18 protein-coding genes and 1 pseudogene are annotated in these 20,864 nt (G+C 72.6%); 11 read left to right on the top strand and 8 right to left on the bottom strand.

Annotated features, from left to right (window positions below; all coding sequences use genetic code 11):
• Nucleotides 1-166: 166 nt before the first annotated feature.
• Nucleotides 167-1,366 carry a thiolase family protein gene (locus tag AC3IYJ_RS34770; RefSeq protein ID WP_489398475.1) on the bottom strand — a complete coding sequence of 400 codons (1,200 nt, stop codon included), beginning with the start codon at nt 1,364-1,366 and terminating at the stop codon, nt 167-169.
• Nucleotides 1,367-1,555: 189 nt separating this feature from the next.
• Nucleotides 1,556-2,638: a LacI family DNA-binding transcriptional regulator gene (locus AC3IYJ_RS34765; RefSeq protein ID WP_489398474.1), complete on the bottom strand. Its 1,083-nt coding sequence runs from the start codon at nt 2,636-2,638 to the stop codon at nt 1,556-1,558.
• 307 nt (nt 2,639-2,945) lie between these two features.
• On the opposite strand from AC3IYJ_RS34765, the gene AC3IYJ_RS34760 reads away from it, so the two are divergent.
• From AC3IYJ_RS34760 to AC3IYJ_RS34745, 4 genes are all read left to right on the top strand, one after another.
• Nucleotides 2,946-4,196 (top strand): MFS transporter, encoded by a 1,251-nt coding sequence (locus AC3IYJ_RS34760; RefSeq protein ID WP_489398473.1) that lies wholly within the window; start codon nt 2,946-2,948, stop codon nt 4,194-4,196.
• Between the two features lie 99 nt (nt 4,197-4,295).
• Nucleotides 4,296-4,991 carry an alpha/beta fold hydrolase gene (locus AC3IYJ_RS34755; RefSeq protein WP_489398472.1) on the top strand — a complete coding sequence of 232 codons (696 nt, stop codon included), beginning with the start codon at nt 4,296-4,298 and terminating at the stop codon, nt 4,989-4,991.
• A gap of 203 nt (nt 4,992-5,194) precedes the next feature.
• Entirely contained in the window at nt 5,195-6,499 is a 1,305-nt protein-coding gene (locus AC3IYJ_RS34750) for an NAD(P)/FAD-dependent oxidoreductase (RefSeq protein ID WP_489398471.1), read from the top strand.
• Nucleotides 6,500-6,961, top strand: coding sequence for a type II toxin-antitoxin system PemK/MazF family toxin (locus AC3IYJ_RS34745; RefSeq protein ID WP_489398470.1), 462 nt, complete (start codon nt 6,500-6,502; stop codon nt 6,959-6,961). It abuts the gene before it with no gap.
• 50 nt (nt 6,962-7,011) lie between these two features.
• Here the strand turns inward: AC3IYJ_RS34745 and AC3IYJ_RS34740 are convergent, their stop codons facing one another.
• Nucleotides 7,012-7,305, bottom strand: coding sequence for a hypothetical protein (locus tag AC3IYJ_RS34740; protein ID WP_489398469.1), 294 nt, complete (start codon nt 7,303-7,305; stop codon nt 7,012-7,014).
• Nucleotides 7,306-7,558: 253 nt separating this feature from the next.
• Nucleotides 7,559-8,389 (bottom strand): TIGR02452 family protein, encoded by an 831-nt coding sequence (locus tag AC3IYJ_RS34735; RefSeq protein ID WP_489398468.1) that lies wholly within the window; start codon nt 8,387-8,389, stop codon nt 7,559-7,561.
• Nucleotides 8,390-8,498: 109 nt separating this feature from the next.
• Between AC3IYJ_RS34735 and egtA the strand changes: the two genes are divergently transcribed.
• The 4 genes from egtA to egtD are packed head-to-tail and all read left to right on the top strand — an operon-like array spanning nt 8,499 to nt 13,154.
• Nucleotides 8,499-9,878, top strand: a complete 1,380-nt coding sequence (gene egtA / locus AC3IYJ_RS34730; protein WP_489398467.1) for an ergothioneine biosynthesis glutamate--cysteine ligase EgtA — start codon at nt 8,499-8,501, stop codon at nt 9,876-9,878.
• Nucleotides 9,875-11,239 (top strand): ergothioneine biosynthesis protein EgtB, encoded by a 1,365-nt coding sequence (gene egtB, locus AC3IYJ_RS34725; protein WP_489398466.1) that lies wholly within the window; start codon nt 9,875-9,877, stop codon nt 11,237-11,239. The genes egtA and egtB overlap by 4 nt, the downstream gene beginning before the upstream one ends.
• A complete protein-coding gene (gene egtC, locus AC3IYJ_RS34720) occupies nt 11,239-12,051 on the top strand; it encodes an ergothioneine biosynthesis protein EgtC (RefSeq protein ID WP_489398465.1) in 813 nt (270 codons plus the stop codon). Before egtB ends, egtC begins: the two co-directional genes overlap by 1 nt.
• On the top strand, nt 12,048-13,154 hold the full coding sequence (egtD, locus tag AC3IYJ_RS34715) for an L-histidine N(alpha)-methyltransferase (RefSeq protein WP_489398464.1): 1,107 nt from the start codon (nt 12,048-12,050) through the stop codon (nt 13,152-13,154). The genes egtC and egtD overlap by 4 nt, the downstream gene beginning before the upstream one ends.
• 284 nt (nt 13,155-13,438) lie before the next feature.
• Here egtD and AC3IYJ_RS34710 read toward each other — a convergent pair.
• The 3 genes and pseudogenes from AC3IYJ_RS34710 to AC3IYJ_RS34700 form a co-directional block, all read right to left on the bottom strand.
• Nucleotides 13,439-13,969: pseudogene (locus tag AC3IYJ_RS34710) on the bottom strand (lysophospholipid acyltransferase family protein); the annotation flags it as partial.
• A complete protein-coding gene (locus AC3IYJ_RS34705) occupies nt 13,966-14,817 on the bottom strand; it encodes a GNAT family N-acetyltransferase (protein WP_489398463.1) in 852 nt (283 codons plus the stop codon). The gene AC3IYJ_RS34705 and the pseudogene AC3IYJ_RS34710, both read right to left, overlap by 4 nt.
• A 200-nt stretch (nt 14,818-15,017) precedes the next feature.
• Complete coding sequence (locus tag AC3IYJ_RS34700; protein WP_489398462.1) at nt 15,018-16,277, bottom strand: extracellular solute-binding protein; 1,260 nt, start codon at nt 16,275-16,277, stop codon at nt 15,018-15,020.
• A gap of 165 nt (nt 16,278-16,442) precedes the next feature.
• On the opposite strand from AC3IYJ_RS34700, the gene AC3IYJ_RS34695 reads away from it, so the two are divergent.
• Nucleotides 16,443-16,658 (top strand): dodecin, encoded by a 216-nt coding sequence (locus tag AC3IYJ_RS34695; protein ID WP_384652974.1) that lies wholly within the window; start codon nt 16,443-16,445, stop codon nt 16,656-16,658.
• A gap of 129 nt (nt 16,659-16,787) precedes the next feature.
• Here AC3IYJ_RS34695 and AC3IYJ_RS34690 read toward each other — a convergent pair whose 3' ends face one another.
• Nucleotides 16,788-17,282, bottom strand: coding sequence for a phosphatase domain-containing protein (locus AC3IYJ_RS34690; RefSeq protein WP_489398461.1), 495 nt, complete (start codon nt 17,280-17,282; stop codon nt 16,788-16,790).
• 79 nt (nt 17,283-17,361) lie between these two features.
• Between AC3IYJ_RS34690 and AC3IYJ_RS34685 the strand changes: the two genes are divergently transcribed.
• Nucleotides 17,362-18,357, top strand: a complete 996-nt coding sequence (locus AC3IYJ_RS34685) for an LLM class flavin-dependent oxidoreductase (RefSeq protein WP_489398460.1) — start codon at nt 17,362-17,364, stop codon at nt 18,355-18,357.
• A 30-nt stretch (nt 18,358-18,387) separates the two neighbouring features.
• Entirely contained in the window at nt 18,388-20,856 is a 2,469-nt protein-coding gene (locus AC3IYJ_RS34680; protein ID WP_489398459.1) for an excinuclease ABC subunit UvrA, read from the top strand.
• Nucleotides 20,857-20,864 lie beyond the last annotated feature (8 nt).

Here is a 20,864-nt window from a genome sequence, read left to right as displayed (position 1 = left end):
GCGGGGCGGGGGGCGGCAGCTCGCGCCATCGTGCCACCACCCCGCGCCCGAGGCACCAATTCCCTTCACCCAGCGAATGGTTGCCGCCGACCTATGGCCGAAAATGATCGTCAGGAGAGCATTTCCCCGCTTCCCTGCTTCCCTGCTTCACCGCTTCCCCGACGGATCAGCGCTCCAGAACGAGAGCGATGCCCTGCCCGACGCCGATGCAGAGCGCCGCCACGCCCGTACCCGAACCGGCCGCCGCGAGCTGATGCGCGATCGAGCCCGCCAGCCGGGCCCCCGAGGCACCCAGCGGATGGCCGATCGCGATGGCCCCGCCGCGCGGATTGACCAACGCGGGGTCCAGGTCAGGCCAGTTGGCGAGGCAGCCCAACGCCTGCGCCGCGAAAGCCTCGTTGAGCTCGAAGGCGGCCAGGTCCCCGAAGCCCCGGCCCGCCTTGGCGAGCGCGCGCTCGACGGCGTCCACCGGCCCCAGACCGAAGAGCTGGGGCTCGATCCCGGTGACCGCGGAGGCGCTGATCCGCGCCAGCGGCTCCCGCCCGGTGGCGGCGAGCCCGGCCTCGTCGGTCAGCAGCAGCGCGGCGGCGCCGTCGTTGAGCGGGGAGGCGTTCCCGGCGGTGACCGTGCCCGTGCCGTCCTTGCGGAAGGCGGGCTTCAGCCGCGCCAGTGCTTCGGGCGTGGACCCCTCCCGGATGCACTCGTCCCGTACGAGGTCCACCCCGGCCCACGGCACGACCTCGGCGTCGTACTGCCCGGCGGCCCAGGCGGCCGCCGCCTTGCGGTGGCTCTCCAGCGCGAAGGCGTCCTGCGCCTCGCGGGTGATGCCGAGCTTGTCGGCCACGAGCTCGGCGCCCTCACCGAGGGAACCGGTCCACTCGGCGGGCATCCGGGGGTTGGTCATCCGCCAGCCGAGGGTGGTGGACCACATCTGCTGGTGTCCGGCCGGATAGCCGCGCTCCGGCTTCTGCACCACCCACGGAGCCCGGCTCATGGACTCGACCCCGCCCGCGATGGCGACGGAGGCATCGCCCAGCGCGATCGCACGGGCCGCCTGGATGACGGCTTCGAGCCCGGACCCGCAGAGCCGGTTGACGGTGACCCCGGGCACGCTGACCGGCAGGCCCGCGAGCAGCACCGCCATCCGGGCCACGTCCCGGTTGTCCTCGCCCGCGCCGTTGGCGTCCCCGAACACGACGTCGTCGATGCGGGCCGGGTCGAGCTCGGGCGTACGGTCCACGAGCGCGCGCACCACGTGGGCGGCCAGATCATCGGGCCGGACCCCGGCGAGGGCACCGCCGAACTTGCCGATCGGGGTGCGGACGGCGTCGACGACGTAGACGTCGCGGACGGTACGGATGCTCATGGAGTCCCTCCTGGGCGAGCGAGCGGCGGTGCGTCCTCACCGACGCCGTTGTCCGGCCCGGCGCACGCCCCGCCTGCACCCGGTGGGGCGCGCCCGAAGTCTCCGTCCGCCCGTCCCCCCATGTCAACGCCCCTCCGGCCCGGCCGGCCGGGCGGACCGTCCGGTGTGCGGCCGGTCGCAGCGCCCCCGTCAGGTCGAATCGCGCGGCAGCGCCACCGCCGCCATCAGGTCGTGCCGCCGCACCACGGCCGAAGGCTCCCGTACCGCCTGGTCCACCAGCCCGGCCAGCCGCTCGCCCGTCGGCATCTCGATCCGGACCGTGCTCAGCCTCGGCCGCAGCAGCCGCCCGATCAGCAGATCGTCCGCCCCGATGACGGCCACGTCCTGCGGCACCCGCAGCCCCGCGTCCTGGAACGCCCGCATCAGCAACATCGCGTACTCGTCGTTGTACGCGAACGCCGCGTCCAGGCCGAGCCCGGCCCACCGCTCCGCGAGGGCCGCCGCGGACTCCTCCGAGTAGGCCAACGGCACGGCCACGACCTCGGCTCCGGCCACCGACCGGGCGCCGGCCAGCCGGGGCGCGGAGAAGAGCTCCAGCCCTTCCTCTTCCGGCACGATCACGCCGATCCGGCGCCGGCCGCGGTCCACCAGGTGCTCCGCCGCCCGGACGCCGACCTCCGCCTGGTCCATGACCAGCGCGTGCGCTCCGGGGACGCTCACCGGTCCCATCGTTATCACCGCGCGCGCCCCGGCCCGTTTGAGGGTGGCGACGTTGTGCGCGGACAGCACGATCTCGCCGAGGGAAATCACCGCGACCGGCCTCAACTCCGCCCAGGCGCGCGCCGCCTCGTCACCGTTCAGCCCGAGGCTGCCGTACTGGACCACCGTGTAGTCGAGGCGGCGCAGCGCCCACTGCAACTCGTTCAGGAAGGTGCTGTAGAGCGGGCCGATCGGCACGTGCGAGGTGGGCAGCAGCACGATGCGCGTGTGCCCGGCGCGCAGGCTGCGGGCGGCGGCGTGGGGGACGTAGCCGAGCTCCTCGGCGGCTCGGCGCACCTTGAGGCGGGTCGGCTCGCTGATGCGGACGGCCTCCGCGTTGTTCAGGACGTACGAGACCGTCGCGCGCGACACCCCGGCGAGCCGGGCCACGTCCGCGCTGGTCGGCACGGGCGGAGTCGGAGCGGACTGGTCCGGCACGACGGAATCCTGCGCGGCCGGTGACGGCGACTCGGGTGGCTTCTGGGACTTCGGGGGCTTCGATGACTGAGACATTGCCGTCGCATCTTTCCAGACCGGTTGCGCCCAGGGGCTAGCGGATGGCCGGAAACGAATGCTACACAGTGGTTACACGATTCACTGACACGTGTAACCAGGGCGTCACCCCAGCTTCACCGGAGGTGTCTCCGCACGTGCCGTGGCGTGTCCAGTCGTGCCCGCCGTCCCGTCGCGTTCCGTCGCACCCCCGCCGTCGTGACGGGGCGGCGAGCACTCCTCCCCGTACCGCTTCCCGCACCCCTCCAACACCTTCAGGCACTCCTCCCGTACCCCTCAGCCCCCAAAAACTGCCCAGGAGGGCACCGTGGCCCTTTCCTCCCCCGGCACCGGCACCGCCGCCACCACCGAAGCCCCCGCCGAGTCCACCCCTGGACGCGGCCTGCTCCCCTTGCTGCTCCTCGGCAACAGCGCCATGTACTCGCTGTACATCGGCGTGGCCGGCGTACTGCTCGCGCTCCAGGTCGAAGACATCGACCCGGCGAACAAGGTCGCCAACTTCGGCCTGATCGCGGGGGTCTCCGCGATCTTCGCGACGGTCTTCAACCCGGTCGCGGGCGCCCTGTCCGACCGCAGCGGACGGCGCAATCCCTGGATCCTGGGCGGCGGGCTCGCCGCCATCCCGGCGATGCTGCTGCTCGGCGCTGCGGACACGATCCTGCTGATCACCATCGCCTGGTGCCTCGGCCAGGCCGTCATGAACATCTACCAGGCCGCCATCACCTCCGTGGTCCCCGACCGGGTCCCGATGAGCGCCCGAGGCAAGGCCTCCGCGGCCGTCGGCCTCGGCCTGCCGTTCGGCTCCACCATCGGCGCCCTGGTCGGCGCGGCCTTCTCGGACGACTACCGCACCGGCTACCTGATCTTCGGCGCGATCGTCGCCGGCGCCGCCGTCCTGTTCACCACCTGCACCCGTGAGCAGCGACTGCCGGCCCGGGCCCCGATGCCGGTCAAGCAGCAGCTCGCGGCCTTCACCAGCGCCCTCAAGGACCACGACTTCCGCTGGGCGTTCATCGGGCGGGCGCTGCTCGTCCTCGGCTACTTCGCGGTGAGCGGCTACCAGCTGTACATCCTCCAGGACCACACCGTCCTGCCCGAGGGCATGAAGCCCGAGTCGGCCGTGGCCATCATGATGCCGCTGACCAGCGTGGCGATGGTGGTCTCCACCGTCCTCGGCGGCTGGCTCTCGGACAAGTACGACCGCCGCAAGCTCTTCGTCGGCGCCTCCGCGCTGCTGTCCGCGATCGCGCTGGTGATCCCCGCCCTGTCGACCAGCTGGACGGCCATGCTGGCCTTCGCGGTGATCAACGGCCTCGCCTTCGGCTGCTACATGGCCGTGGACACCGCGCTGGTGACGATGGTCCTCCCGAAGGCCGAGGACGCCGCCCGCGACATGGGCGTGCTCAACATCGCCAACGCCGGCCCGCAGATCGTCGCGCCGTTCATCGCCTCGGTGATCGTGTCGGTCAGCGGGGGCTACACCGCCCTGTTCATCGTGGCCGCCGTACTCGCGGTCGCGGGCGCGCTGGCGGTCAAGCCGATCCGCAGCGTCCGGTAGGACCTGCGCCCCCGGCCCCGGCCCCCGAACCGGCCTCGCACACCTCGTTCCACCCCACCCACCTCGTGCACAACACCGTTGTCGATGAAAGGCACCACCGTGCAGCTTCACACCCACACCTGGGGCGAAGGCGATCGCATCGCACTCCTGATCCACGGGATCATGGCCGACCACCGGACCTGGCGCCGGGTCGGACCCGCCCTCGCCGAGCGCGGCTACCGTGCCATCGCCGTGGACCTGCGCGGCCACGGGGCCAGCGGCCGGGGCGAGTACAGCCCGGAGGCGTTCGCCGACGACGTGGTGGAGACGCTGCCGGCGGGCGCCGAGCTCGCCATCGGGCACTCCCTGGGCGGCCTCACGCTCTCGCTCGCCGTCGACCGTCTGAAGCCGAAGCGTGCCGTGTTCTCCGACCCGGCCTGGCACCTGGCCGCCCCCGAACCGGGCTTCACCCCGGAGATGTTCGCCCAGTTCAAGACCGCGCCCAAGGAGCAGATCCAGGCGATGAACCCGCGCTGGGACGAGGCGGACGTGGACATCGAGCGGGAGACCCTGGCCGTGTGGGACGAGGCGACCGCGCTGAGCCTCGCTCCGCTGATGGGCTCCGACCTGCTGCCGACCGCGCCCGTGGTCCCCTCGCTCGTACAGCTGGCGGACCCCAGCTTCCTGATCAACGACGAGCGGGCGGCGGCCCTCCGGGAGCGCGGCTTCGAGGTCCGTTCGGTGGCGGGGGCCGGACACACCATCCACCGCGACGACTTCGACGGCTTCATGGCTTCCCTCGACGGGTGGGTCTAGACCGGGGGGATGCGGCGGTCGGCCGGGTGCTCCTGACGGACCCCGGCCGGCCGCTTCCTCGTCAACGGCGTGCGGAGCCGCACGGCTTGATCTCGCATCACCCGATCACCTTCTCCCTATAGTTGGTCATGTTCCTGACAGCAGTGGCACTGCGCGCGCCACTCACACGAACGGCACCACACCCCGAAGGGAGCGATCGGCACATGACCAGGCCTGAGAGCGCGGGACACGAGTACGACGTCGTCATCAGCGGAGCCAGCCTCGCCGGCAGCGCCGCGGCGATCCTGCTCGCCCGACGCGGTGTCCGCGTCGCACTGATGGAACGCCACTCGGACCCGGCGGCGTACAAGGTGCTGTGCACCCACTCCCTCACGGCCAACGCCTACCCGGTGCTGGACGAACTCGGCCTCATTCCTGTGCTCGAAGAGGCGGGAGCCGTGCGCAACCTGGCCCGCTGGTACACCCGTTGGGGATGGATAGAGCCCCGCCCCGCGCCCGGCGGGCCCGAACTGCCCTACGGGTACAACATCCGGCGCAGCACCCTCGACCCGTTGATCAGGTCCCGGGCGGCGCAGACCCCCGGCGTCGATCTGCTCCTCGGCCACCAGGTGACCGGGCTGATGAGGAACGCCGGGCGGATCTCGGGGGTGCGCGCGTCGACGCCTCAGGGCGAGCGCGAGTTCCGGGCCCGCCTGGTCGTGGGCGCCGACGGCAAGGATTCGGCCGTGGCGAAGTTCGCCGGGGTGGTCGACCGGCAGGTCGAGAACGGCCGGTTCGGCTATCTCGCACACTTCCGCAACCTTCCGCTGCACGGCGGGGTCAGTCACGCCTGGTTCCTCGATCCCGACATGGCGTACGCGTTTCCGAACGACGACGGGGTGACGGTCGTCGCGGTGCTCCCGGACAAGAAGCGGCTGCCGGCCTTCCGGGAAGACCTGGAGGGCAGCTTCCTCGATTTCGTGCGCGCCCTGCCCGAGGCGCCGCCCATCGACTCCGCGGAGCGCGTCACGAAGATCACCGGCACCGTCAACTACCCGCTGCACAGCCGCAAGCCGACCGCACCGGGCCTCGCCCTCGTCGGCGACGCCGCCCTGACCAGCGACCCCCTGTGGGGAGTGGGGTGCGGATGGGCCCTGCAGTCCGCCCAGTGGCTGGCAGAAGCGGTCGCCCCGGCCGCAGCCGGCCGGGGCGACCTCGAAAAGGCGCTCAAGACGTATTCACGCAGGCACCAGTGGCGACTGAACGGCCACCAGCGCATGGCCGCCGACTTCGCCAAGTCCCGTCCGTTCAATCCCGGAGAGCAGCTGATGTTCGCGGCGGCGGCACGCGACGAATCGGTAGCGCGGCACATGCACCTCTTCGCATCCCGCCTGATCGGTCCGCTGCGCTTCCTGAACCCCGCGGCACTGGCCAAGGCCTCGGCCGTCAACATCAAGCACCGCGGGGCGGACGCAAAACCAGTACCCAGCGGTGCGACAGGGGACTCAAAGCCCAGTAATCTCCCCTAAATGACGGCACTTTCGCATCACAGCAACGGTTCCATCGAGCAGCCCGGTCGCGATGGGCAGACCGCGACCGCCGAGGCCGATCCGCATGCCATCGGGCCGGTGCAGACCTCGTACGCGCCCGTTCACGACGGGGATCCGGACCCCGGTGAGATCGTGTGGACCTGGGTTCCCTTCGAGGAGAACGACGGGCGCGGGAAGGACCGGCCGGTGCTGGTCGTGGCGCGGGAGGCGGCCGGAACGCTGCTGGCCGTTCAGTTGTCCAGCAAGCGGCACGACCACGACCGGGAATGGGTCCCGATCGGGACCGGGCCCTGGGACGGCGCCGGCCGGGAGTCCTGGGTGGACGTGGACCGGGTGCTGCGCGTGCACGAGGACGGCATGCGGCGCGAGGCGTGCGCGCTGGACCGGGGGCGCTTCCAGCTGGTGGTCGACCGGCTGCGCGAGCGGTACGGCTGGCGGTAGCCGGCCGGGCCGGGGCAGGCCCGCGAGGGCCCTGCCCCGGCCGCCGCCCTTCAGCCGAGCCGCACGCTGTGCGGAACGACGGTTCCGAAGTTCGCCGAGCCCCCGGGGCGCATCACCAGCGCGGCCCCGCCCTCGCAGCCACGGTCCGTGAACAGGGAGGCCCGGGTGTCGGTCGCGTTCTCCGCCCGGCGCGCGCCGCTCAGCAGGAGGTAGCACTCGCCGTTCACCGGGCTTTCGAGGGTGAAATCGTCCCCCTCCACATTGACGTACCGGAATTCACCCCCCGCCGCGTGGGCGCTGGTCGACACCCCCGTGAACAGGGTCAGGGCCGCTCCGATCGCCACGGCCGTCCTTACCGCGTTCCTTGCCGCGTGCTTCATCGCCCGCATGGGACTCCCTCGATGTCACCGACGGTCAGATCCGGTCACAACCAGTGTCGAGTCCACCGGTGGCGCGGCACAGGCCTCGCTGCGGCCGTCACCCGAATGCGGGTAGTGAGGGGCAGAACCGTGCAGGACCGGCGCTTCCCGCTCCCCCGACCGCGCCCCCGTCACGCCCCGCCGTACCGACGTACCGCCGGGCTGCGTGCCCCAGTGATCACACGAGCCCTGCCAGCACCCTCTCGAACGCCTCCCGCGTCTCCGGTTTCCGGTCCAGGATCCCGAACACGACCCGCTCGAACACCCCCGCGAACCGCCCCGCCAGCAGCCCCCGGAAGGCCTCCGCCACCTGGGCCGGATCGTTCTGGAAGACCCCGCACCCCCACGCTCCCAGCACCAGGTCCCGGTACCCGTGCAGCGCGGCCACCTCCAGCACCAGCTCGGCCCGGCGCACCAGGGCGGCGGGAATCTCGGGCTCCCGCTCCGGCTCCTGGCGGCGGATCGTTCCCGCGTTCGGGGCCGGGGAGGTGAGGAAGCCGGCCCGGAAGGGGGTCTCCATCAGGTCGCCCCGGTCGTCGCGGAAGACGGGGACCCCGGGTGAGTGAATCACCCGGTCGGTGTAGAAGGTGCTGACCTCGGCCCGGTGGATCTCGTAGTACTCGGGGGCCTCCAGGAGGGTCTCGTACAGGGCCGAAGCGCGGCAGAGCGCCTCCTCCTGAGCCTTGGCCCCGCGGACGTAGCCGCCCCCGGGATTGCGGGCCGAAGCGAAGTTCAGGACCGCGACCGCGGCCGCTTCCGGGCGGTCCGCCGCGAGCCTGCGGGCCGCCGCCGTGCTGCTCTCCCCCGTGACCTCGACGACGGTCCTGCCGGTCCCGCCGAGGGTCGGTTCACCTGGAATAACCCGGTTTGGGCCATATATTCTGGTTCCTGCCCTGGCCTCCGCCAGGGCGGCGGCGAGCGCCACCTGCCGCCCCGACCGCGCCCGGTACCCACCGGACGCCACGATCTCCGCGTTTTCTCGCGCGATCTCACGCAACCTGCCACTCATGCTGTGATCTTTGACGCTCCCGGCGTGCGGTAGCAAGGGAGTTTGCGCCCCTAAGGACGGGTAGGCACGGGTGATGTCACATCCGACGACACGAGACGAGGGCCCCGTCATGCCCCAGGACTCCGTCCAGGAAACACCCGAGCGCCCACCCGAACAGCCGTCCCGTCCCACCAGCCTCACCGAGTCCTCCGCCGAGGACCTGATCCACGGCATCTGCTTCAAGACCGGCCCGCCCCGCTTCCTCGGGGCCGAGCTCGAATGGCTGGTGTTCGACGCCGAACGCCCCGACCTGCGCGTATCCCCCGAGCGGCTGGCCGCCGCGCACGACTCGGCCCGCGCCCTGCCCCTCGGTTCCCGCGTCACCGTCGAGCCCGGCGGCCAACTGGAGCTGAGCTCGGCCCCCGCCTCCTCCCTCACCGGGTGCGTGGACGGCCTCCAGTCCGATCTGACCGCGGTACGGGGAGTCCTGCGCGAGCAGGGCCTGGTGCTGCGCGGCCTCGGCCAGGACCCGCGCCGCCCGTACCGCCGGATGCTGACCAGCCCCCGGTACGAGGCGATGGAGAGCTACTTCGACCGCACCGGCCCCGCCGGCCGCGCCATGATGTGCGCCTCCGCCTCGGTGCAGGTGTGCGTGGACGCCGGGCAGGAGGAGCCGGGGCCCCTCGGGCACGGCCGTCGCTGGCGGCTGTCCCACCTGCTCGGCGCGGTACTGGTCGCCGCCTTCGCCAACTCCCCCGCGCACGAAGGCCCGTACGCCGGCTGGCGCTGCGCCCGCCAGGGCGTCTGGAGCGACATCGACATCCGTCGCGCGCTCGCCCCGGCGCTGGAGGCCGAGCCTCGCGAGGCCTGGACCCGGCAGGCGCTGGACACCGACGTGATGTGCGTGCGGCCGTCCGGCGACGGCGCCGAAGCCGCCGACGGGTCACCCTGGACCGTGCCGCGCGGGCTCACCTTCCGCGGCTGGCTGCGCTCCGACGACGGGCTGCGGCCGCCCACGGCCGAGGACCTGGAGTACCACCTGACCACCCTGTTCCCACCGGTGCGGCCCCGCGGCCACCTGGAGCTGCGGATGATCGACGCGCAGCCCGGCGACGACGGCTGGATGGTCCCGGTGGCCGTCGTGCACGCGCTGTTCGACGACCCGGAGGCCACCGAGACCGCGTACCGGGCGGTGAAGGCGCTCGCCGACGGCTACGGCGCCCAGCCCGCCCCGCGCAATCCGCTGTGGCGCGGCGCCGCGCAGCACGGGCTCGCCGATCCGGAGCTGCGGTCCGCCGCCCGCGCGTGCTTCCGGGTCGCCTCCGAGGCGCTGCCCCGGCTGGGGGCGAGCACTCGAGTGGCGGACTCCGTGGCCGAGTTCACGGACCGCTACGTCAAACGGGGCCGGTGTCCGGCCGACGACGGGTCGCCGCAGCGCCGGTCCCCGCGACGGCCGCAGGCCCGTCAGCACCCCCACCCACAGCCGACCGGCGAGGAGGCACGCTCATGACCACCGAACCGGAGCTCCTGCGCGAGCGGGCCGCCGCCGCGCTGACCGCCGCGCGGGTCCGTACGGCCGGGCTCACCGACGCGAGCGCCGTCAGCGACGAGGACCTGACCGCCCAGCACTCCCCCCTGATGTCCCCGCTGGTCTGGGACCTGGCACACATCGGCAACATGGAGGAGCTCTGGCTGCTGCGCAACGTGGCCGGACGCGAATCCATGCACCCCGAGATAGACCCGCTCTACGACGCCTTCGAGCATCCCCGTTCGGAGCGCCCGAAGTTGCCGCTGCTCGGCCCCGACGAGGCCCGCCGGTACGCGGCCGAGGTGCGCGGCCGCGTCTTCGACCTGCTGGAGCGCACACCCCTGGAAGGCACGGCCCTGCTGGACGGCGGCTACGTCTTCGGGATGATCGCGCAGCACGAACAGCAGCACGACGAAACGATGCTGATCACCCATCAGCTCAGACAGGGCGGCCCGGTACTGACCGCGCCCGACCCGGATCCGCCCCGGGGAGATCCGCCGTACGCGGCCGAAGTCCTCGTGCTCGGCGGCCCGTTCACGATGGGAACCTCCGCCGAACCGTGGTCGCTGGACAACGAACGGCCGGCCCACGTCCGGGACACCGAGGAGTTCTGGATCGACACTGTGCCGGTGACCAACGCCGCGTACCAGGTCTTCATCGCGGACGGCGGCTACCACAACCGGCAGTGGTGGGCCGCCGAGGGCTGGGAGCAGATCCGCAGGCACGGCATCGAGGCCCCGCTCTTCTGGCGCCGCGAGGGCGGCACCTGGCTGCGCCGGCGCTTCGGGGTGACCGAGCCGGTACCCGGGGACGAGCCGGTGCTGCACGTCAGCTGGTACGAGGCCGACGCGTACGCCCGCTGGGCCGGGCGGAGGCTGCCCACCGAGGCGGAGTGGGAGAAGGCCGCCCGCCACGATCCGGTGACGGGCCGCTCCACCCGCTATCCGTGGGGCGACGAGGACCCGACCCCGGACCGCGCCAACCTCGGCCAGCGTCATCTGCGGCCGGCCCGCGCGGGCAGCTATCCGGCCGGGGCCTCCCCGCTCGGGGTGCGCCAGCTCATCGGCGACGTCTGGGAGTGGACCTCCTCCGATTTCCTGCCCTATCCCGGGTTCCGGGCATTCCCGTACCGCGAGTACTCGGAAGTCTTCTTCGGCCCCGAGCACAAGGTCCTGCGCGGCGGGTCGTTCGCCGTGGACCCGGTGGCCTGCCGCGGCACCTTCCGCAACTGGGACCTGCCGGTACGCCGGCAGATCTTCTCGGGCTTCCGGACCGCCCGGAGCGCGGGGCCCACTGCGGGCGCCGATCCGGAGCCGGACATACGGTCGGCAGGTGGTGCCTGATGTGCCGTCACCTCGCTTATCTGGGACCGCCGGTGACGCTCGGGCGGCTGCTGAGCGAACCCGAGCACTCACTGGTGCGCCAGTCCTGGGCGCCGCGCCACCAGCGCCACGGCACGGTCAACGCCGACGGGTTCGGCATCGGCTGGTACGCGGAGGGCGATCCGGTGCCGGCCCGCTACCGGCGGGCCGGGCCCATCTGGGGCGACCTGTCCTTCGCCGATCTCGCGCGCGTGATCCGCAGCGGCGCCGTGCTGGCCGCCGTACGGGATGCCACGCGCGCCGGGGCGGACGGCGAGGCGGCGGCCTCGCCGTTCGCCGAAGGGCACTGGCTGTTCAGCCACAACGGGTCCGTACGGGACTGGCCCGACGCGGCTGCCCCCGTCGCGGCCTCGCTGCCGCCCCAGGAACTGCTGTCGCTGGCCGCCCGCACGGATTCGGCGCTGCTCTGGGCGCTGGTCCTGCACCGACTGCGCAAGGGGGACACCCTCGGCGCGGCGCTCGCAGCACCGGTCCGGGAGCTGGCCGAGGCCGCGCCCGGCTCCCGGATGAACCTGCTGCTGACGGACGGCCGGACGATCGCGGCGACGGCCTGGGGGGATTCCCTCTGGTACCTGGCCGACGCGGCGGCGCAGCGCACGGTGGTGGCCTCCGAGCCCTACGACGACGACCCGCGGTGGACCGAGGTGCCCGACCGGACCCTGCTGACCGCCACCCGTACCCGAATCGACCTCTTCTCCTTGAAGGAACCCCTGAAGGGCCCCCTGGAGGAGACCTCTGCGAGCGCCACGCACCAAGGAGACGAAGGCCAGTGAACGACTTCCGGCTGACCCGCACGCTCGACGAGGACGCCGCCGACGCGGCGTTGCGCACGGACGTGCTGCACGGGCTGAGCCAGTCCCCGAAGACTCTGCCGCCCAAGTGGTTCTACGATGCCCGGGGCAGTGAACTCTTCGAGGAGATCACCCGGTTGCCCGAGTACTACCCGACCCGCGCCGAGCGGGAGATCCTCCTGGAAAGGGCTCAGGAGATCGCTTCGGTGAGCGGTGCCCGCACCCTGGTGGAGCTGGGCTCCGGCTCTTCGGAGAAGACCCGGCACCTGATCGAGGCCATGCCCGCGCTGGACACGTACGTACCGGTGGACGTGAGCGAGAGCGCGCTGACCGGGGCGGCCGAGGCGCTGCTGGCCGAGCATCCGGGCCTGCGGGTGCACGCCCTGGTGGCCGACTTCACGAAGCCGCTCCAGCTGCCCGAAGTCCCGGGACCGCGGCTGGTGGTGTTCCTGGGCGGCACGATCGGCAATCTCCTGCCTCCGGAGCGGGCGGTGTTCCTGGCGGACGTACGGGCGATGCTCTCGCCCGGCGACGCGCTGCTGATGGGGACGGACCTCGTGAAGGACGAGGCCGTGCTGGTGTCGGCGTACGACGACGCCCAGGGGGTGACGGCCGAGTTCAACAAGAACGTACTGACCGTCATAGACCGGGAGTTGGGTGCGGATTTCCACACCGCCGACTTCGCGCACGTGGCGGTGTGGAACCGTGAGCACGAGTGGATCGAGATGCGGCTGCGGGCTCGGGCGCAGGCGTTGGTGAAGGTCCGGGCCCTGGATCTGGAGGTGTCGTTCGATGTGGGTGAGGAGATCCTGACGGAGATCTCCGCGAAGTTCCGTCAGGAGGGCGTCCGGAAGGAACTCGCGTCCGCCGGACTGGAACTGACGCACTGGTGGACGGACGCGGCGGGCCGCTTCGCCCTGTCCCTGGCGGTGGCCGACGGCATCGGCGCGGACGGCTGGGAGGGTACGCCCGGCAGCAGTGGCCGAGCCGGCGAGGCGGGCGGCTCCGGCGACAGCGGCGGTCCCGCGGGCGCGGGCGGCTCCGGTCGCGGTTCCGGGTCCGGCCGCCCCAGTACGGCGGCCTGAGCCGCGGCCGCGAGGTCCCGCCGGTCCGCGTACCGGCCCGGCGGGATCCGCGGCAGCAGCCACACCTCGGCCCGTACCCCGCGGGCCCGCGCGATCCGCCACAGGGAGGCGGTCAGCGGATCGTCCCCGACGAAGGCGGGCGCCCCGGCCAGAGCCCCGGCATGCTCCCCGCCGTGGTCGCCGCCCTGGTCGCTGCCGTGGTCGCCGTCGTCGAGCACGTAGGCGATCCGTACGGGCTGTACGGGCACCCGTGCGTCCAGCGCGGCCTGGAACGCGGCGCGCCGGAAGGTCCCCTGGGCACGCCCGCACCACGTGGAGCCCTCGGGGTAGACGGCGACGCGGTCGCCCGCGAGCAGGGCGCGCGCCATGGCGTCGACGGTGGCGGGCAGCGCGCGGATCCGGTCGCGTTCGATGAACAGGGTCCCGGCCTGCCGGGAGAGCGGGCCGAGCACGGGCCAGGTGCGGATGTCGCTCTTGGCCAGCATCCGGGAGGGCAGGACGGCCGCGACGAGGGGAATGTCCAGCCACGAGATGTGGTTGGCGACGATCAGCCGGCCACCGCCCGCGCCGGGGCTCCCGTGCACGGTGATCCGTAGGCCGAAGGCGCCCAGCAGCGCGGCCGCCCAGGCCCGGACCACCACGTGCCGGGGCCGCTCCGGCAGCAGACGCAGTGGCGGGGCGCCCAGGATGCCGAGCAGGATCAGGGCGACGGCGGCGCCGAGCCGCAGCACCGCGCGGGGCACGCTCGCGGTGCGGCCCTCGTGGCCGGCGCAGGCCTCGGGCGTGCAGGGCGAGGTGGGGAGCCAGACGCTCATGCGCCCGGGGCGAGCGAGAGGAAGTGCTTGAGGTAGCGCGGGTTGGTGCGGCGCAGCGAGAGCAGGACGTAGAGGTCCGCGCAGCCGAACTCGGCGTCGAAGGCGGGCTCGCCGCATACCCAGGCGCCGAGGCGCAGGTAGCCGCGCAGCAGCGGTGGCAGTTCCATCCGGTCGGGGAAGGCGATGCCCCCCGGGTTCCAGGGGAGGTGCGGGGCCACCCGGTACTCGGCGGGGGCGAGGCTGCGGGTGAGCACGTTCTCGCGGGTGGCCGCTGCGAGGACCCCGCCGTCGGACAGCGGGACCGAGCAGCAGCCGGCCAGCCAGTTGTGTCCGGAGCGGTCCATGTAGCGGGCGAGGCCGGCCCAGATCAGGGCGATGACGGCGCCGTTGCGGTGGTCGGGGTGGACGCAGGAACGGCCGACCTCGACCAGGTCGGGGCGGATGGGCGCGAGGGCGGAGAGGTCGAACTCCCCCTCGGAGTAGAGGCGTCCGGCGACGGCGGCGCGCTCGGGGGGCAGCAGCCGGTAGGTGCCGACGACCTGCTCGGTCTCCTCGTCGAGGACGAGCAGGTGATCGCAGTAGGCGTCGAAGGCATCGACGTCGAGGCCCGGCTCGGGGCCGTCGAGGCGGGCGCCGAGCTCGCCCGCGAAGACCTGGTGGCGCAGCCGCTGGGCGGCGCGGACCTCGTCCTCGTTGCGGGCGACGCGGACGGCGTAGCGGGGTGTTGTCGGGGCGCTCGGGGCGCTCGCGACCGTCGGGACGGTCGGGGCGGTCGGCGAGGCCGCCCGGGGGACGGCCGGGGCGGGGGTGAGGGGAAGGGCGGACGGGGACAGGGGTGCGATGGTCATGGCGGCTCCTGATCCGGACACGGAGAGCCAGGCCGACAGGTCGCGTGGCCTGGCTTCTTTACTTCTTCCGTGCAGGACTGGATTCGACATGACCGCTTCGCGGCACTTGGATGTGCGAACGCTGAACTCGGCGGTCCAGGGACCTGCAGCACACCGGGCCGCAGGCCCGGCCACGAGAGCCGCGAGGGCCGCACACCGGATCAGCGGTCGGCGCTGAGGACCTTGCTGATGGTCGCGGAGGCCGTCTTGGCGGCCTCCTTGGGGTCCTGGCCGGTGAGGACCGCCGTCATGAACGGCTTGAGCGGGTTCTTGGCCTCGACCTCGGCCCAGCGGGGGGACTTCGGGGTGGCGCGGCCCTGGGCGGCGCCGGGGGCCATCGCGGCGGCGCCCTCGTTGCTCTCGACCACGTGCGCGAGGGTGGTCTTGTTGGGCACGTAGCTCATCGTGGTCGCCAGTTCGGTCTGCCACTTCTCGCTGACCAGGGCCGTGATGACGTTGACGGCGTTCTTCCGCTGCTTCGTCCGCTCCGGGATGATCAGGTCGGAGCCGCCGGTGAAGACCGCGCCCGGCTTCTCGGCGGTCTTGCCGGGTATCGGGAAGAAGCCGAGCTTGCCCTTGAGCGCCGGGTTTGCGGCCTCGATCGCGGCGGCCTGGCCGGGCGGGGCGATGATCTGCGCGATCCCGCCGCGGGCGAAGACCTCGGACTGCGGGGGCGTCTCCTCGTCGGCGTCCTTGGGGCCTTGGCCGAGGGCCTGGAGCTGCTTGTAGAACTCCATGCCGGCGAGCGCCTTCTCGTCGTCCAGGGTGCCGAGCCACTGGCCGCTCGTCTCGACCGCGAGCTCGCCGCCCTCGTCCCAGATGAAGCCGGAGAGCACGTACCAGTTCTGACCGGCGAGGTAGATGCCCTGCTGGCTGCCCTTGTCGAGCTTCTGGGTCGCCTGGATCCACTCCTGGCGCGTTCTGATCGGCGCCTTGATCCCGGCGTTGGCGAACAGGTCCTTGTTGTAGATCACCACGCGGTTGGCCGCGTACCAAGGGACGCCGAACTGGGCGCCGTTGACGCTGCCGGGGTCGGAGAGGCCCTTCAGCCAGTCCTTGCCGTCCCACTCGCGCAGTGCTTCCAGGGTGAGTTCGGAGACTCCACCGCTCTCCACGTACTGGGCGACCTGGGTGTTGCCGACCTCGATGACGTCGGCGCTCTCCTTGCTCTTGCCTGCCAGGACGGCGTTGACCTTCGCGCCGATGCCCGTCCACTCCTGGATCTGGACGTCGAGGTCGATCCCCGGGTTGTCCCTCTCGAAGGAGCTGGTGAACTGGGTGATGAACTCGTCCGACGCGCTCCCCTTCATCAGCCAGAGCGTCACCTTCTGCGGACCTCCCGCCGATCCGGCCAGACTGCAGCCGGTGAGTGCGGTCGCCGCCGCGAGAGCGGTGGACACGGCAAGGAAGCGCATCTTCACGAAGGTCACCTTCTGGGGATGGATCTCAGATGGCTTGAAATTGGCATAGACCAATGGGTGGGTCAAGAGGGTTGGGCTGTGGATTCTTCACACAAAGTTCGCGGACCCGGACTTACTGGGGCACCGTAGAACAAGGCAACAGCCACCCAGTGTCGGGAGACGTCCATGTCCAATCACACGTACCGGGTGACCGAGATCGTCGGCACGTCCCACGAAGGCATCGACCAGGCGATCCGCAACGGGGTCGCGCGCGCGGGCGAGACACTGCGCGGGCTGGACTGGCTCGAAGTGACACAGATCAGGGGTCACATCGAGAACGGCGAGATCGCGCACTACCAGGTGGGGCTGAAGCTCGGCTTCCGGCTCGACGGCGAGGACTGAGGCCCCGTACGCAGCCGTACGGGGCCGCACGCAGCCCATACATGGCCCTGCGCGGCCCTACGCGACCTCGTGCGGCCGTACGCAGCCTCGCGCGGCCGGAAACCGCGCCGCCCCCGCCCGGCCGGGCGCTCAGGTGCGGCCCTCGCCCTCCTGCGCGTCCTTGAGCTCCGGCGCCGGGGCCGCCCAGTCCGCCAGGACCACGCGGAACCCCTCCGCGCGCGCCGCCCGGCAGACCAGCTCGTCGTCGTCCACGAGCATCCGCACCTCACGGCCCCGCGAGATCCGCCGGAGCACCTCCAGCTTCGTCGTCCGGGCGGGCCGCCGGTCCTGGTTCCCGCGCATCCACAGCCGCCCCTCGGGCAGCCCGTGCCGGGTCAGCCATTCGGCGGTGTCCGCACGGCAGCGCTCCGGCCGGCCGGTCAGGTAGACGACCTCACAGTCGGCCGCGCTCTGCACCGCGAGCTCGATCCCCCGGGCCAGCGGCGGATCGGCCGGGGCCGCGCCGAAGAAGCCGTCCCAGTCGCGGGGCCGGCGCTCCAGCCAGTGCTGGCGGTGGCCGGTGTCGGCGAGGGTGTTGTCGATGTCGAAGACGGCCAGGGGCCTGCGGTTCTGAGTCTCGGTCACCCCGCCAGCCTAAGCAGCGGCCGCCTCCGGTCCGGCGCCACCCGGGGAATCCTGGAGCGCCCCGTGCGTTGACCCTTGTGTGATCCGGAAACTCTCGATACTCGACCGGTCCCGCACCCGCGAAGGGCACCCCGCCCCCGAGGCCCTGCGGGACACCGTGGAGCTGGCGCGCGCCGCCGAACGGCTCGGCTACCACCGGTTCTGGGTCTCCGAACACCACAGCGTGCCCGGAGTCGCCGGTTCCGCCCCCACCGTGCTCGCCGCCGCCGTCGCCGGGGCGACCGGCCGGATCCGGGTCGGCACCGGCGGGGTGATGCTGCCCAACCACCAGCCGCTGATCGTGGCGGAGCAGTTCGGGGTCCTCGAATCCCTCTTCCCCGGCCGGATCGACATGGGCCTCGGCCGCTCGGTCGGCTTCACGGGCGGGATCCGGCGGGCGCTGGGCCGCGACACCGGGGACGCCGACCGGTTCGAGGAGCAGCTCGCGGAACTGCTGGGCTGGCTGGACGGCACCCAGCGGGCGCACCCCGAGGTGCACGCCCGCCCGGCGGAGGGGCTTCGGATCCCGCCCTTCGTGCTGGCCACGGGCGAGGGGGCCGGTATCGCTGCCCGCGCGGGGCTCCCGCTGGTGGTCGGCGACCTACGGGCCCGCGCCCGGGTCGTGGAGATCATCGAGGGGTACCGCTCGGAGTTCCGGCCCTCGCCCTGGGGTGCGGAGCCGTACGTGATCGCCTCCGGGACGGTCGCGGTCGCCGCCACCGCCGAGGCCGCCCGGCGGATCCTGATCCCGGAGGCGTGGGCGCTGGCGCAATCGCGCACCCGTGGCAGCTTCCCGCCCCTGCGCCCGGCCGAGGAGATCGAGGCCCTGGCCATGACCCCCAAGGAGCGGGAGCTCTACGAGGGGGCCCTCACCGGGCACGTCCACGGCACCGAGGCCCAGGTCGCGGCCGAGCTCGCCGCCCTCGCGGAGCTGACCGGGGCCGACGAACTGCTCGTCACCACGTCCACGTACGACCGGACCGCGCTGCTGGACTCGTTCACCGGACTCGCCCGCCTCACAGGCATCGCTGAATAGCCGCTGAACCCAGACACTAAACTAGGACGAATGCACCAGCCCGCCGCCCCTCGCCTCCCCGGCCCGCACGACCCCTACGTCCGCGTCCGCGGCGCCCGGGAACACAATCTGCGCGGGGTCGACGTGGACATCCCGCGCGACGCCCTGACCGTCTTCACCGGGGTCTCCGGCTCGGGCAAGAGCTCGCTCGCCTTCGGCACCCTCTTCGCCGAGGCCCAGCGCCGGTACTTCGAGTCCGTGGCCCCGTACGCCCGCCGCCTGATCCACCAGATCGGCGCGCCGAAGGTCGACTCCGTCACCGGGCTGCCGCCCGCCGTCTCGCTGGAGCAGCGGCGCTCCTCCCCCGGGTCGCGTTCCTCCGTCGGGACGGTGACCATGCTGTCCAACTCCCTGCGGATGCTCTACTCGCGAGCCGGGGCCTACCCGCCGGGCGCCGAACGGCTCGACTCCGACGCCTTCTCCCCCAACACCGCAGCGGGCGCATGCCCTTCCTGCCACGGCCTCGGCCGGATCCACCGCACCAGCGAGGAACTCCTCGTCCCTGACGACTCTCTGTCGATCCGTCAGGGAGCCATCGCCGCCTGGCCCGGGGCCTGGCAGGGCAAGAACCTGCGCGACGTCCTCGATGCGCTGGGCCACGACGTGGACGCGCCGTGGCGGTCATTGGCGGCGAAGGACCGCGAGTGGATCCTGTTCACCGAAGAGCAGCCGGTGGTGACGGTGCATCCGGTGCGCGAAGCGGACCGGATGCAACGGCCCTACCAGGGGACGTACATGAGCGCCCACCGGTACGTCATGCGGACCTTCTCCGACAGCAGGAGCACCACCCTGCGGGCCCGCGCCGAGAAGTTCCTGACCTATTCCCCGTGCCCGGTGTGCGAGGGCCGGCGGCTGCGGCCGGAGGCGCTGGCCGTCACCTTCGCGGGCCGCACCATCGCGGAACTGGCGGCCCTGCCGCTCACCGAGCTGGACGGCGTACTGGCCACCGCGCTCGGGGGCGGCGAAGGCGAAGCGGCGCGGGTACTGGCCGAGGACCTGTGCTCCCGGATCGGCCCGGTCACCGAGCTCGGGCTGGGCTACCTGAGCCTGGACCGGGGCGCCGCGACCCTGTCGGCGGGCGAGCTCCAGCGGCTGCGGCTGGCGACGCAGCTGCGGTCCGGACTGTTCGGGGTGGTGTACGTCCTGGACGAGCCTTCGGCGGGACTGCATCCGGCCGACACCGAGGCGCTGCTCGGCGTACTGGACCGGCTCAAGGAGGCCGGGAACACGGTGTTCGTGGTGGAGCACCACCTGGACGTGGTCCGGCACGCGGACTGGCTGGTGGACGTCGGTCCGCTGGCCGGGGAGCACGGCGGGCGGGTGCTGCACAGCGGGCCGCCGGAGGGGCTGGCCGCGGTGGCGGAATCCGCGACGGCCCGGTACCTGTTCCCGGACGCGGCCGCCCCGGCCGGGGCCCCGACTCGCGGCGGGCGCGATGAGCGGCCCGTGCGGAAGGCCACCGGGACCGTCCGCCTCAGCGGGGTGGACCGGCACAACCTCCGTGACGTGACGGCCGAGTTCCCGCTCGGGGTGTTCACGGCCGTGACCGGGGTCTCGGGGTCCGGGAAGTCCACGCTGGTCGGGCAGGCGCTCGCGCGGGAGGTCGGCGAGCGGCTGACGGAGCCCGGCTTCCCGGTGCGCCGGCTGGTGGAGGTGGACCAGAAGCCGATCGGGCGCACCCCGCGCTCCAACCTGGCCACGTACACGGGGCTGTTCGACGTGGTGCGGCGGCTCTTCACGGCGGCTCCGGAGTCGAAGGCGCGGGGCTGGAAGGCGGGCCGGTTCTCCTTCAACGTGCCGGGCGGCAGGTGCGAGGCCTGCCAGGGCGAGGGCTTCGTCTCGGTGGAGCTGCTGTTCCTGCCGAGTACGTACGCCCCCTGCCCCGAATGCGCGGGGGCCCGGTACAACTCCGAGACCCTCGAGGTCCGTTACTCGGGGCTGAACATCGCCGAGGTGCTCGCCCTGACGGTGGATGCTGCGGCCGCCTTCTTCGCGGAGGTCCCGGCGGCGGCGCGGAGCCTGGGTGCGCTGTCGGACATCGGCCTGGGATATCTGCGACTCGGGCAGCCTGCCACGGAGTTGTCGGGCGGCGAGGCCCAGCGGATCAAGCTGGCCACCGAGCTGCAAAGGCAGCGCCGCGATCACACGCTGTACCTGCTGGACGAGCCGACGACCGGGCTCCATCCGGCCGATGTGGAGGTGCTGCTGCGGCAGTTGCACGGGCTGGTGCACGCCGGGCATTCGGTGGTCGTGGTGGAGCACGACATGGCGGTGGTGGCCGGCGCGGACTGGGTCATCGACCTGGGACCGGGCGGCGGCGCGGACGGCGGCCTGGTGGTGGCCGCGGGCACACCGGCCGAGGTGGCCCGCGCCGCCGGCAGCCGGACAGCGGCCTACCTGGCGCGGGCCCTCGCCGGCCGGGCACCGGACCCAGGAACCGGAGCCGGGAACCAGACCTAGGAAGCAGA

The organism is Streptomyces sp. GL_140 (assembly GCF_057834465.1).
Note: the sequence above shows the minus strand (reverse complement) of the source record. Positions and strands in the feature narration are given on the sequence as shown.

Bases quoted from the DNA above. Each gene is read 5' to 3' on its own strand.
- AC3IYJ_RS34770 (WP_489398475.1), bottom strand. From the start codon at position 1,366: ATGAGCATCCGTACCGTCCGCGACGTCTACGTCGTCGACGCCGTCCGC.
- AC3IYJ_RS34765 (WP_489398474.1), bottom strand. From the start codon at position 2,638: ATGTCTCAGTCATCGAAGCCCCCGAAGTCCCAGAAGCCACCCGAGTCG.
- AC3IYJ_RS34750 (WP_489398471.1), top strand. From the start codon at position 5,195: ATGACCAGGCCTGAGAGCGCGGGACACGAGTACGACGTCGTCATCAGC.
- AC3IYJ_RS34745 (WP_489398470.1), top strand. From the start codon at position 6,500: ATGACGGCACTTTCGCATCACAGCAACGGTTCCATCGAGCAGCCCGGT.
- AC3IYJ_RS34735 (WP_489398468.1), bottom strand. From the start codon at position 8,389: ATGAGTGGCAGGTTGCGTGAGATCGCGCGAGAAAACGCGGAGATCGTG.
- egtA (WP_489398467.1), top strand. From the start codon at position 8,499: ATGCCCCAGGACTCCGTCCAGGAAACACCCGAGCGCCCACCCGAACAG.
- egtB (WP_489398466.1), top strand. From the start codon at position 9,875: ATGACCACCGAACCGGAGCTCCTGCGCGAGCGGGCCGCCGCCGCGCTG.
- egtC (WP_489398465.1), top strand. From the start codon at position 11,239: ATGTGCCGTCACCTCGCTTATCTGGGACCGCCGGTGACGCTCGGGCGG.
- AC3IYJ_RS34705 (WP_489398463.1), bottom strand. From the start codon at position 14,817: ATGACCATCGCACCCCTGTCCCCGTCCGCCCTTCCCCTCACCCCCGCC.
- AC3IYJ_RS34695 (WP_384652974.1), top strand. From the start codon at position 16,443: ATGTCCAATCACACGTACCGGGTGACCGAGATCGTCGGCACGTCCCAC.
- AC3IYJ_RS34680 (WP_489398459.1), top strand. From the start codon at position 18,388: ATGCACCAGCCCGCCGCCCCTCGCCTCCCCGGCCCGCACGACCCCTAC.